We start from the raw sequence: 12,076 nt of genomic DNA on the forward strand, positions 1-12,076 counted from the left end.
GCGCGTTTCCTTATCCCAGTTTGATCGTCGTGTCGTCGACGAATTCGGCCAGCGGCACCGGAAGGTTTTCCGGAGCTGGCCCTTTGCGAATGCGGCCTGCGCTGTCATAATGCGAACCGTGGCACGGACAGAACCAGCCACCAAAATCACCGGCACCGTCCCCAATCGGAACGCAGCCAAGATGCGTGCATACGCCCATTTCGACGAGCCATTCCCCGGCCTCGTCGAGCGTGCGGTTTTCATCTGTCGCAGGCGCTGTCGCGGCGATGTTTGCGTTCCGCGCGAGACTGTCGGGGAGCGTCTCCACATCAACGCTGCGCGCCTCAGAAATCTCTTTTTCTGTGCGACGGCGAATGAACACCGGTTTACCGAGCCATTTTACCGTCAATTGCGTGCCGGGCTCCACACCAGACACATCGACCCGGATAGAAGACAGCGCCTGAACGTCCGCTGATGGGTTCATCTGGTTGACCAGCGGCCAAATAGCCGCACCTGCGGTCACGGCACCTGCACCTGCGGTGGCATAATAGAGGAAATCCCTCCGAGTGCCTTCGTGATCTTCTGCGTGGGACACGAGAATTTCTCCCTTATATCAGAGCCGCAATCGGCCTCATACGATGTGGACCACCGGATTCCCTGTGGTCAGTATGACCGGCTATTTAGCGGGGCTTTTGAGGGCCGTCCAGCCTGCAATACCGCAAGAAGTAATCAGAGCGCGCATGTGTCGCGCTTGTGGTACTCGGATCAAGGGCTTAAGCAGCGTGTTTGGACGACATAACCAGAAACTGAACTCAGTGTTTTTTGACCAGACTGAAATTCGTCTCTGCAGAAATTATGGTTCTGTCCGCCCGCCTGTCACCGTTGGACTAGTCTGCCTTACCGCCCGCTGCGGGTCATTCCGGTGCGGTTTCCGTCATGCTCGCACGCGCGCTAAACCCTGCATACCAATCCACAAGAGCTGGATTTCCTGACCGCCAGCCACGCGCGGCATGGCGAAAATCAAGATAGCCAAGAGCACAGCCCATAGCGATATGGCTCATATCGAGTGGTCCGTTGAGATGGCTCATCCAACGCGTCTCAACGGCATTAAGGGCGCGGGCCGCCTTGGCCCATTGCCCCTCAACCCATGGCGCATATCGCATCGCCTCTGGTCTAAGGCGTGCCTCATAGGTCATCGACAAAGCCGCCTCCAAAATCCCTTCTGCTGTAGCCTCAAGTGTCAAGACCTCCCAAAGCCGCGCCTCGGGATAGAACCGCCCTCCGGCACGAGCATCAAGATAGCGGGTGATCACTCTGCTGTCATAGATCGCCGGACCATCACCACGGATCAGGGCCGGTATCTTCCCGAGAGGGTTTGCAGCGGCGACCTGTGGATCTGTCTCAAGCGGGGTAGTGGCGACCTCAACCACCTCGACATGATCGGCCAATCCGCTTTCGAGCAATAGAACGCGAACCTTGCGAACAAAGGGCGAAAGAGGGGAAGAAATGAGTTTCATGGCGCGCTCCTATGGTTTTCGTTCATAACGGTATGGGCGCGAACTGCGCCTGTAAAGCTGCTCAGACAGGCGGATCACGCATCAAGTTTGCGAGCATTTCAGTTTCCTGCCCTTGCCCTGCCAGTCCCAGATGATCTGCGGCGCGCAAGCGCACCTCATCCGGCTTGTTCTGGCCCAGTTTCCACGTTCCCGCGATCTCATCCACACGCAACGCACAGGGAACGATCTGACGCATCATCCGCTCTAAAACTTCGGGTGTCATCTTGTCCGCCACCCATTCAGGCTTTGGCAAGAGCCGGGTCTCGAAATAGGCGGATTGACGATCCAGCAGAGCGCGCATGTCGTCTTGCGGCTGCAAACGCACTTGGCCAATCAGATGCACGGCGACATAGTTCCACGTCGGCACCTGCTCTTCGACCCCATACCAATCAGGCGAGACATAGGATTGTGGTCCTTGCACCGCCAACCTCGCCTTGAGCGGCGAATGCATCAGCCGCGCAATCGGGTTGGATCGAACAAGATGGAATTCCGCAAGTTGGCCATCTTCGCTCAGAAGAAACGGAATATGGCTCATGAGCGGCCCATCCTCGCCACAAACCGCGAGAATGCCAAAGCCGCGTTCGCGGGCAAAAGCGACGCTACTGGCCTTGGGTGCTTGACGAAAGGCAGGGTTGGGATGCATCTGGTTTTATTCTTCTATTATGCCTGACGTGGAGCAACCACATCTTCCGCAGCTTTGGCCACCCGGAGCAGCCGCTCTTCCTGAAACGGCTTGCCGCATAGCATGATGCCACAACTTGCCAACCCCACAGGCAGAGTGATCGCACACAATCCCAAGAGATTGGCCACTCTGGTGTTGCGCAGAGTCAGCAGGTTCTCGGTCACATAGTAATCGCCGTCCGTCATCAGACGATCCAGATGCGGTGGCAAATTGGGAGCCGTGGGCATCAGCACAGCATCATAGCCCGCCACACGCGCCTCCCAAGTCGCGCGCAAGGTGTCCAGCTTGTACCAAGCCGCAACATAATCCGCTGCCAATATGTCCTTGCCACTCCGAAAGCGGTCCAGAATAGGCGGGAACATCTTGTCCGGTGCTGCTTCGAGTGTATCACGCCACAGACCATAGGCCTCACCTGTGAAGAGAATAGGCGAGAGTGGTAGCGCCTCTGCCACTTCCGGGGCCTCGATTTCTTCAATCACTGCACCGCCCTCGCGCAACCTTGTCAATGCCAAATGATAGGCCTGCGATGGCTCGGGTCTGATATCGTCCAGAACAACGGTTTGCAGAGCGCCAAACCGCAGCCCCCTGAGGGACGCGCCACGCAGATCAGCAGACTTGCGCCCTTCGAGCGCTGCCAGCATCAGCGCCGCATCCTCGACAGACCGCGCCAACGGTCCCACCGTATCGAATTTTGCACAGAGCGGAACAACGCCTTTTAGCGACACCCGCCCCGACGTGGTCTTGAGCCCTACCAAGTCATTCCATACGGATGGGATGCGCACCGACCCGCCAGTGTCAGACCCGATGCCACAGGGTGCGAGCGAAAAGGCCACGCTCGCTGCCGCACCAGAGGAGGACCCCCCCGCGACCGCTTCTGAATCGTTCACGCTTGGCGGTGTGGCTGTGATCGGGTTGAGGCCCAGACCGGAAAATGCCAACTCGCTCATATGCGTTTTACCCAGACAGATGAGGCCTGCCGCAGTGGCGTTGCGCAGAACCTCAGCGTCATGCTCAGGCACCCGACCTTTGAGCAGCGCCGACCCCGCCTCGGTCGCCACGCCCGCACTGTCGAAGAGGTCTTTCCAACTGATCGGGACCCCGTCAAGCGGCCCAAGCCTCTGCCCCGCCTTGGCGCGGGCAGAGGCTGCCGCAGCCTCGATACGTGCGCGATCTTCGGTCACGACGCTATAGATACGGTCCCGCAACGGGTGATTGTTGATGGCCGCCAGATAGGTCTCCGTCAGCGCTTCAGGGTCAATTTCCCCAAGCGCAATACCACGGCCCAGATCGCCCGCCGTCATTCTCAACCAATCCTGCATCGCATCACTCCCTCTGCCGTGCTAGAAATCATTGCTAGCGGCAGAGCGGCGCATGGACAATCCCGCCTAGGCACACATATTGGGCACCATGGAACATGACAGCGATATTCTGATCGTCGGCGGCGGCCTCAACGGCCCCACCCTCGCCCTTGCCACCGCGCAAGCGGGGTTGAGCAGCACAGTAATTGATGCCCTGCCCGAACCCGTGCGTAAGAACGCTGCTTTTGATGGGCGCGCTTATGCATTGGCATTGGCTTCGGTGCGGCTCTTGCGCAATCTCCGGATTTGGAACGAGGTAGCGGACAACAGTCAGCCCATGCTGGAGATCAAGGTCTCGGATGGGCGGGCAGGTCAAGGCCCATCACCCTTCTTTCTGCACTTTGACCATGCCGAAATCGAAGAAGGGCCGATGGGCCATATGCTGGAGGATCGCTTCCTGCGTCGCGCCCTGATTGACGCGATGCAGGACGTTCCGAACATCACGCAAGTATCGAATGACACGGTAATTGCGCAAGCGACTGATGCAACCGGCGTCACAGTGACGCTCGCGTCCGGTAAAGTGCTGCACGGGCGACTTCTGGTCGGGGCCGACGGGCGCACCTCGGGCACAGCCGCGCGGGCGGGGATCAAACGTACCGGATGGGGTTACGGTCAGACCGCGCTAGTCGCCGCCATCGAGCATGAATTGCCCCATAACGGCATCGCACACCAGTTCTTCATGCCGCCCGGCCCACTGGCGATCCTGCCGCTGCCGGGGAATGTCAGCTCCATCGTTTGGAGCGAAACCGACGCCACTGCCGCACGCTTTGCCGCCCTGCCTGATGATGCCTTCATGGAGGTGCTGCGCCCTCGTTTTGGGGATTTTCTGGGTGAGATAAAGCTCCGCGGCAAGCGCTTCACCTATCCACTCAACCTTACAGTTGCCAATAGCTTCATCGCCCAGCGGCTGGCTCTTATCGGCGATGCGGCTCATGGCATGCATCCGATCGCGGGCCAAGGATTGAACGCAGGGTTGCGCGATGTGGCGGCACTGGCGCAAATCTTGGACGAAGCCACCCGCAGAGGCGAGGATATCGCGGCCGCGGACGTGCTCGCCCGCTATCAGCAATGGCGGCGCTTCGACACCGCCACGCTCGCCATCGCCACAGACCTGACCAACCGGCTTTTCTCAAACGACAACCCGCTTTTGCGCGCCGCGCGCGACCTCGGCATGGGGGCGCTCGGTCATATGCCTGGCCTGCGCCGTGGGTTCATCCGCGAAGCGGCGGGGCTGACCGGGGATTTGCCCGAGTTGATGAAGGGGTGAGGAAAGCGTTTAAGGCCTGAAGTGGACGTCCGTTCCAATTGATGATCCGCGCCTTGTTCCACGCGAGAGGCATACTAAAAGTCCCAATCAGACCAAATTCACACAAAGCCCCCTACCCCCGCTCTAGAAACCGGATCATCGTATCACCATAACGCCGCTCTTCGATCAGACGCAGCCCTTCGGGCGGGGTGATGGCCGCACTTTCTTCCCAGATGATCAGCGCATCATCGGCAATCCAGCCCCCGACGAGTGCCGCCGTAAGGCCCTCTTCGCCCAACCCTTTGCCATAAGGCGGGTCGAGAAAGACCAGGTCATGCGGCAAACTTGAATTTCTGCCGAGTTTGCGCGCGTCCAATGGTAAAATCTGCGTCTCCCCCTCAGCCCGGCAGAGCCCGATATTCTGCCGAAGCAAAGACTGCGCCTTACGCCCGTTCTCAATGAAGCTAACGGCCTTCGCGCCCCGCGACAGCGCCTCAAGCCCGAGCGCGCCGGTGCCAGCAAAAATGTCCAGAACCTGCGCACCTGTAACAGGATCACCATAGCCCCCCGCCAGAACGTTGAAGAGGCTCTCGCGCACGCGGTCCGAGGTCGGGCGCAGATGCGCCGCCACATCGCCCTTGCCGACGCTTGCCAATGCCCGCCCACGATGCGTGCCGCCGATGATCCTCACCGCTGCAAGAGCGGCTTCAGATCGGCCCCGGCATCCGCCACGATCATTGGATCAGCGGTTTTACCGGCGTCGATCAATCGCTTGCCGACCATATAGGCGCGTGGGTCATTCATCGCGTCGACAGCCAGCAAGCGATCGCCGCAGTAATACCAGAACGATACAGCCTCACCCCCATCGCGCGTCACGATCCGGTCATAACCGGCGCTAAGGCCCGCGATCTGCAGTTTCACGTCATACTGATCCGACCAGAACCACGGCTTGGGCACATAGTCCTGCGCCTTGCCTAGGATATTGCCCGCAACGCATTCGGCCATATCAATGGCATTGGGCACACTTTCAAGGCGGAGCCGTCCAGCCTGATGAGGAAAGGATGCACAATCACCCACGGCCCAGATCGCGGGATCAGAGGTGCGGCCCTGCCCGTCCACGGCAATTCCGTTGTCGATTGCCAGTCCGGCGGCCTCGGCCAGCCGCGTATCAGGCACGATGCCAACGCCGACGATCACCATGTCGACATCCATCTCGGTTCCATCTGAAAGCCGCGCACCTCTGACCTGCGCGTCGCCCAGCAAACGCTCCAACCCGACACCTTCGCGGATATCGACGCCATACCGTGCATGCAGCGCCCGAAAATAATCCGAGGTTTCCTGGGCGGCGACGCGCTGCAATATCCGTTCAGCCATCTCTACAAGCACAACCTGCATGCCGCGCGCGGCCGCCACTGCCGCCGCCTCGAGCCCGATGTAGCCACCTCCCACAATCAGCACCCGCGCGCCCGCAACAAAGCCTGGGGCCATGGCATCCACGTCTGTCAGCGTGCGCACAACGTGCACACCGCCCAAGTCACCACCAATCGCGGCAGGCAAGCGGCGCGGCAGCGATCCGGTTGCGAGCACCAAATGCTCATACTCCAGCCGCTCGTCCCCAATCACTATCTCATGCGCCGCCCGGTCGATGCCGGTCACGTGACTGCCAAGGCGCAGATCAATCCCTGCTTCGGCGTAATAGCTTTCAGGCCGCAGGTAGAGCCGCTCCAACGCCATCTCGCCCAACAGATATTTCTTGGACAGGGGCGGGCGTTGATAGGGCGGCACGGCCTCATTACCGATCAGCGTGATCGCCCCAGCGTATCCATCATTGCGCAGCTTTGCCACCAGCGAGGCTCCCGCCTGTCCAGCTCCGATTACTACAACACCTGCCATTTTGCTCTCCCGACTTTCCCGTGGTCACTTGCCTATCACCCGCCTATACCTACATCCATCCAGAAACCATCTGATAGGTAAGGAACGACCATGACCCTCTCCAATGGCGACAAACTGCCCGCTGCAACCCTGCTTCGCATAGGCGAAAAAGGCCCAGAAAGCGTAGATCTGAACAGTCTCACCGCAGGCCGCAAAGTGGTGATCTTTGCCGTGCCTGGTGCCTACACACCCACCTGCTCGTCGGCGCATGTCCCCAGCTTCGTGCGCACTAAGGGTCAGTTCGATGCCAAGGGCGTGGACGAAATCATCTGCCTCAGCGTCAACGACCCCTTCGTGATGAAAGCTTGGGGTGAGGCGACCGGAGCCACCGAGGCCGGGTTAACCATGCTGGCCGATCCGCAAAGCGTCTTTACCAAAGCCATTGGCATGGATTTTGACGCGCCCCCGGCTGGCCTAATGGGCCGCTCCAAGCGCTATGCCATGGTGGTCGAGGATGGCACCGTCACGGTGCTTCACGCCGAATCCAGCCCCGGCACTTGCGAAGTGACGGCAGGCGAATCCCTGCTCGCGGCGATTTAAGGCAACCTAGCGGGTGCGAGGGGGTCAGCCCCTCGCACCCGCCGAAGTAGTTGCGCCAAGAAGGAACCCATCAAACCCTTTGACTGCCGAATTATCCGGTTTGCGGCGTCAGGATGTGCCGTAAGAGGGCCAGAGGATGGCTGCGCAAACTGAGGCGTAGGGCGATATAATCCTCTACCACCTCCTCCCCCAAACGCATGACAGGCAAATGCGCCGCAGGCTCATTGATCGCCTCTCCGTCGATGTCCTGCGCAAAGAGTGGCAAAGGAGTGTCGGCCTGAATGGCACGCGCCTGCCAGAGGGCTTCTCGGCGCGAAAGACCAAGAGCGGCAAAGGCATCCGCTTCGGCCAACCGCTGCAGTGTCGCAGGAGGCACACCTGCGCGCCGCCAAACATCCTCTGGACTGGTATAGCCATTGCCACGCGCCGCTGCGATCCAGTCAACCTCATCCTGCGTTACCCCCGTGATTTGCCGAAACCCGAGGCGCAGCGCCAACCGCCCATGCCTGTCCGGTTCGATGGCATTGTCCCAGTAAGAGGTATTGATGCAAACCGGGCGCAGCGTCACGCCATGTTCGCGTGCATCCCGCACAATCTGCGCAGGGGCATAAAAGCCCATCGGCTGCGAATTGAGCAGCGCACAGGCAAAGATCGCCGGATGATGGCATTTGATCCACGCGCTCGTGTAGACCAGATGGGCAAAGCTGGCGGCGTGGCTTTCGGGAAAGCCGTAGCTGCCAAAGCCCTCAATCTGGGAAAAACATCGCTCAGCAAAATTCGCATCATAGCCATTGGCGCGCATGCCGCGCAGAAACCGGTTGCGAAACTCACTGACATTACCATGCTTCTTGAAGGTGGCGAGGGACCGGCGCAGGCGATCAGCCTCCTCAGGGGTAAAACCCGCACCGATGATGGCGATCTGCATGGCCTGTTCCTGAAAGAGCGGCACACCAAGAGTCTTGCGCAGAACTCGCCCCAGATCATCGGAAGGGAAACTGACCGTCTCTTCTCCATTGCGGCGGCGAATGAAGGGGTGGACCATATCACCCTGAATGGGGCCGGGGCGGATGATTGCCACCTGAATCACCAGATCGTAAAAGCTGCGCGGGCGCATGCGCGGCAAGAAATTCATCTGCGCGCGGCTCTCAACCTGAAAGACGCCGAGACTGTCGGCACGGCACAGCATAGTATAGACGTCCGGATCCTCGGGCGGCAGGGTGGCGAGCGTGTAGCAGGCATTGCGATGCTCAGCCAAAAGATCAAATGCCTTGCGGATGCAGGTCAGCATGCCGAGCGCCAGCACATCAACCTTGAGAATACCAAGCGTATCGATATCGTCCTTGTCCCAGCAAATGACCGTGCGATCGACCATGCTGGCATTCTCAATAGGGACCAGTTCATCCAACCTCCCCTCGGTGATGACAAACCCACCAACATGCTGGCTAAGATGACGGGGAAAGCCGATGATCTCACGGATCAGCCCCAAAGTTACCACAAGGCGAGGATCACGGGGATCAAGAACAATTTCGCGCAATCGCTCCGTATCCAAGGCCCCCTCGCCACCATGTCCCCATATCTGCGAGCTCATGGCCCCCAGAATATCCTCTGACAGCCCCATGGCGCGCCCCACTTCGCGGATCGCGCGCTTGGTCCGATAGTGAATCACCGTGGCACAGAGTCCGGCGCGGTGCCGCCCATAGCGCTTGTAGATCCACTGAACCACCTCCTCACGGCGCTCATGCTCGAAATCAACATCGATATCGGGTGGCTCGTCGCGCGCTTCAGACACGAAGCGCTCGAACACCATGGTGCCGATCTCGGGGCTGACCGAGGTCACGCCAAGGCAGTAGCAGACCACAGAATTCGCCGCCGAACCGCGCCCCTGGCAAAGAATGCCGCGTGAACGGGCAAAGGCCACCACGTCATGCACCGTCAGAAAGTAAGGTGCATAGCGCAGCTTGGCGATGAGGGTCAGCTCATGCTCGAGCATCCCACGCACCCGTTCCGAAGCACCACCCGGATAGCGCCGCTCAAGCCCCTCAAGGGCCAGACGGCGCAGACGTTGGGAGGGAGTTTCTCCATTCGCCACCTCGCTCGGATATTCATAGCGCAGCGCATCAAGCGAAAAGCGGAGCCGGACCGCAAGGTCCATAGCGCGTTCCACAGCGCCCTCATGCCCCCGGTAGAGATAGCGCATTTCGGGCTCAGAACGCAGGCGCTGCTCTGAGTTGCGCAGGGCATGACGGCCAAGGTCCTCGACTTTCATCCCTAGCCGGATCGCGCTCAGCACATCGGCCAGACGGCGGCGGTGGCCGCGATGCATGCGCGGTGCGGCAGCGGCGATGGTCGGCAGACCCAAGCGCGCCGCCACCCCTGCCAACCGATCGAATCGGGCCAGATCCCGCCCGTCGTAATGCGGGCTGAGCAACAAATGCATGTGGTCCCCAAACCGGGCCGCCAATTGTCGCGCGAGCGCCTGCCAATCGCGCCCGCCCCTCGGATGCAGCAAGAGATGCAGCCCTTCCGCCCCGTTCAGCACATCCTTCAGCCACAGATCGCAGTCTCCTTTCGGCGCGCGTTGCCGCCCCAAGCTGAGCAAACGGCAGAGGCTGGCCCATCCCTGACGGTCCCGTGGCAGGGCCGTGATCTGAAGCCCCTCGCGCAACACTAGCCTTGTTGCGGGAATAAGGCGCGGGCAATTGGCCCAATCGGGTCGGGTGAGCCGGGGGGCGGGTGGGCCGATTGGGCCATGCAGCGCCTCAAGCGCCTGACGGTCCGCAACCTCTCGCGCAATCTCTCGTGCCGCCGCATGCGCACGCACGATCCCGGCGACTGAATTCACATCGGCAATCGCCACACCTGAGAGACCGATGACGGCCGCGTGCTTGATATACTCCTCAGGATGCGACGCCCCGGTGAGAAAGGTGAAATTCGAGGTGGCAGAAAGTTCGGCAAAGGGCATGGCGGCATTGATTCCCAGTCCCCGCCATAATGTTCTTCTTTTGTTCTGAATTCCAGCCTCTGCGTGACACCGATCAAGGGCGCCCGAGCGAGCAAGAACCAACCTGACGACAGGTCAGCACCTTTTTCAGCATCGCAGGTGTGGGCTCAGGATGGGCCATGCCGCCACAGGGGTCAACCGTCAGTACATACCCTTCATCGCGCTGCTCAAGAAACCCAAGATACTCGGTCCCCGGCACCGCCGCCGCACACCATGGGCCAAAACATTGCACATCCAGCGAAATGTTACGATCAAAGGGCTGATCAAACCCGCTGTGGGTCAGCGCCTGCCCGGTCAGCCGCGCGGGAATAAGGGTGTGGGGCGGCTTTCTTTGCGTCACCATATCCGTGCTGGGCAAGCGCGCCGCATCAAACCTGAGCTGGCCATGGACAACGATATAGGGTTCGCTCGCTCCTGCCGCGCGGATGTAACTCTGCACCACATCGGGTGGCAGGCAACTCAGCGCAAGCGCGGGACCACACGAGGCAGCGAAAATGACAAAAAGCAGTGCCCGTATCACAGCCTCCCCTCGAACTCATCCAGCACACTGGCGTAGACCGCCCGTTTGAAAGGCACAATGTTGGCGACCAACTCGGAAGGAGGCAGCCACCGCCACTCTGAAAACTCAGGGTGGTCCGTAACAATGTTCACATCCGCATCCGTGCCCAAAAATCGCATGAGCACCCATTTTTGTTCCTGCCCTTTGTATCGCCCTTTCCAGATACGCGGCACGATATCATGCGGCAGATCATAGGGGATCCAACCCATGGTTTCCGCCTCAATCCGAACCTTGTCAGAGGTGACGCCGGTTTCCTCCCACAATTCGCGCAATGCCGCCTCTTGTGGCGTCTCACCTGGGTCGATTCCCCCCTGCGGCATCTGCCAGGCGGCAGTATCGTTGTCGATCCTCTGGCCGACAAAGACATATCCGTCAGGATTGGCCAGCATAACGCCGACGCAGCGGCGATAGGGCAGTTTGGCGATTTCTTCGGGGGTCATTGTCGGGCCTCTTATCATGGATCGCCGGCACAGTGCGGCGCAGTGCTAAGGGCGTCAAGGCTTCTAGGTGCAGTTTGACTTTTTCACCGGCGGCTACACAGTGAGCCATCTGGATTCGACAGGATGGAGAACAGGAATATGGCGCAAAAACCCATACTATATGGCTTTGATGGCTCAACCTATGTGCGCACCGTGCGCATGGTGCTGGCAGACAAAGGAATTGACTATGATCAGGTGCCGGTCAACGTGCTGGCAGGCGAGCCGCGACAGCCCGAACATCTGGCGCGCCACCCGTTTGGAAAGGTGCCAGTGATGGACATCGACGGGCTGCGAATCCGCGAAACCGATGCGATTTGCCGTTATCTTGAGGACATTGCCCCAGAGCCCTCCCTGATACCCTCCGATGCCAAGGCACGCGCGCGAATGAACGAGGCGATTGGCCTGATCGACAGCTATGGCTATGGTGCTCTGGTGGGTGTTGCGGGCTATCATCTCTTCCCCGATCTGATCGGCGGTCAGAATGAAGAGGCGCGCAAAACAGCACTAGAAGCCTCGGATAAACTTTTGAAACTACTGATGGAGACCAAGGGCAGCGCGAAATGGCTGGCGGGCGACAGCCCCACTTTGGCCGATTATTTCCTTGGGCCAATCCTGTTCTACGTCTCACTCACGCCCGATGCCGACAAGGTGCTGTCTGTGCCCGGTGTTTCGGAGTGGTGGGAGGCCATGAAGGCCCACAGCACCTTTGCCAAGACCGAGCCGGATTTGGGCTAACGGCAATAG

General features: G+C 59.9%; 12 protein-coding genes. 3 read left to right on the top strand and 9 right to left on the bottom strand.

The genetic code is table 11. From position 1 onward, the window contains the following. Window positions 1-10 precede the first annotated feature (10 nt). From petA to ACN0SW_RS14675, 4 genes are all read right to left on the bottom strand, one after another. Window positions 11-574, bottom strand: a complete 564-nt coding sequence (gene petA, locus ACN0SW_RS14660) for a ubiquinol-cytochrome c reductase iron-sulfur subunit (RefSeq protein ID WP_417728673.1) — start codon at window positions 572-574, stop codon at window positions 11-13. A gap of 319 nt (window positions 575-893) precedes the next feature. Continuing rightward, complete coding sequence (locus tag ACN0SW_RS14665; protein ID WP_417728674.1) at window positions 894-1,496, bottom strand: glutathione S-transferase; 603 nt, start codon at window positions 1,494-1,496, stop codon at window positions 894-896. Window positions 1,497-1,557: 61 nt separating this feature from the next. Beyond that, a complete protein-coding gene (locus ACN0SW_RS14670; protein ID WP_417728675.1) occupies window positions 1,558-2,178 on the bottom strand; it encodes an FMN-binding negative transcriptional regulator in 621 nt (206 codons plus the stop codon). Between the two features lie 17 nt (window positions 2,179-2,195). Beyond that, window positions 2,196-3,536 carry an amidase gene (locus ACN0SW_RS14675; RefSeq protein ID WP_417728676.1) on the bottom strand — a complete coding sequence of 447 codons (1,341 nt, stop codon included), beginning with the start codon at window positions 3,534-3,536 and terminating at the stop codon, window positions 2,196-2,198. An 88-nt stretch (window positions 3,537-3,624) separates the two neighbouring features. Between ACN0SW_RS14675 and ACN0SW_RS14680 the strand changes: the two genes are divergently transcribed. Then, a complete protein-coding gene (locus ACN0SW_RS14680) occupies window positions 3,625-4,842 on the top strand; it encodes an FAD-dependent monooxygenase (protein WP_417728677.1) in 1,218 nt (405 codons plus the stop codon). A 112-nt stretch (window positions 4,843-4,954) separates the two neighbouring features. Here ACN0SW_RS14680 and rsmD read toward each other — a convergent pair whose 3' ends face one another. After that, window positions 4,955-5,512, bottom strand: coding sequence for a 16S rRNA (guanine(966)-N(2))-methyltransferase RsmD (rsmD, locus tag ACN0SW_RS14685; RefSeq protein WP_417728678.1), 558 nt, complete (start codon window positions 5,510-5,512; stop codon window positions 4,955-4,957). Then, window positions 5,509-6,714 carry an NAD(P)/FAD-dependent oxidoreductase gene (locus ACN0SW_RS14690; protein ID WP_417728679.1) on the bottom strand — a complete coding sequence of 402 codons (1,206 nt, stop codon included), beginning with the start codon at window positions 6,712-6,714 and terminating at the stop codon, window positions 5,509-5,511. The genes rsmD and ACN0SW_RS14690 overlap by 4 nt, the downstream gene beginning before the upstream one ends. 90 nt (window positions 6,715-6,804) lie before the next feature. Between ACN0SW_RS14690 and ACN0SW_RS14695 the strand changes: the two genes are divergently transcribed. Next, on the top strand, window positions 6,805-7,293 hold the full coding sequence (locus ACN0SW_RS14695; protein WP_417728680.1) for a peroxiredoxin: 489 nt from the start codon (window positions 6,805-6,807) through the stop codon (window positions 7,291-7,293). 91 nt (window positions 7,294-7,384) lie between these two features. Here ACN0SW_RS14695 and ACN0SW_RS14700 read toward each other — a convergent pair whose 3' ends face one another. The 3 genes from ACN0SW_RS14700 to ACN0SW_RS14710 all read right to left on the bottom strand — a co-directional run bounded on the left by ACN0SW_RS14700 (window position 7,385) and on the right by ACN0SW_RS14710 (window position 11,293). Continuing rightward, window positions 7,385-10,255, bottom strand: a complete 2,871-nt coding sequence (locus tag ACN0SW_RS14700) for an error-prone DNA polymerase (RefSeq protein WP_417728681.1) — start codon at window positions 10,253-10,255, stop codon at window positions 7,385-7,387. Window positions 10,256-10,328: 73 nt separating this feature from the next. Continuing rightward, window positions 10,329-10,814 carry a hypothetical protein gene (locus tag ACN0SW_RS14705; protein WP_417728682.1) on the bottom strand — a complete coding sequence of 162 codons (486 nt, stop codon included), beginning with the start codon at window positions 10,812-10,814 and terminating at the stop codon, window positions 10,329-10,331. Then, the gene (locus ACN0SW_RS14710; protein ID WP_417728683.1) at window positions 10,811-11,293 is read right to left on the bottom strand and encodes an RNA pyrophosphohydrolase; all 483 of its coding nucleotides are present in this window, start codon (window positions 11,291-11,293) and stop codon (window positions 10,811-10,813) included. The genes ACN0SW_RS14705 and ACN0SW_RS14710 overlap by 4 nt, the downstream gene beginning before the upstream one ends. A gap of 138 nt (window positions 11,294-11,431) precedes the next feature. Here ACN0SW_RS14710 and ACN0SW_RS14715 point away from each other — a divergent pair, with 138 nt between their 5' ends. After that, window positions 11,432-12,067 (top strand): glutathione S-transferase family protein, encoded by a 636-nt coding sequence (locus tag ACN0SW_RS14715; RefSeq protein WP_417728684.1) that lies wholly within the window; start codon window positions 11,432-11,434, stop codon window positions 12,065-12,067. Window positions 12,068-12,076: the final 9 nt, after the last annotated feature.

This window comes from Roseovarius sp. (genome assembly GCF_048262375.1).
Taxonomy (GTDB): domain Bacteria; phylum Pseudomonadota; class Alphaproteobacteria; order Rhodobacterales; family Rhodobacteraceae; genus Roseovarius.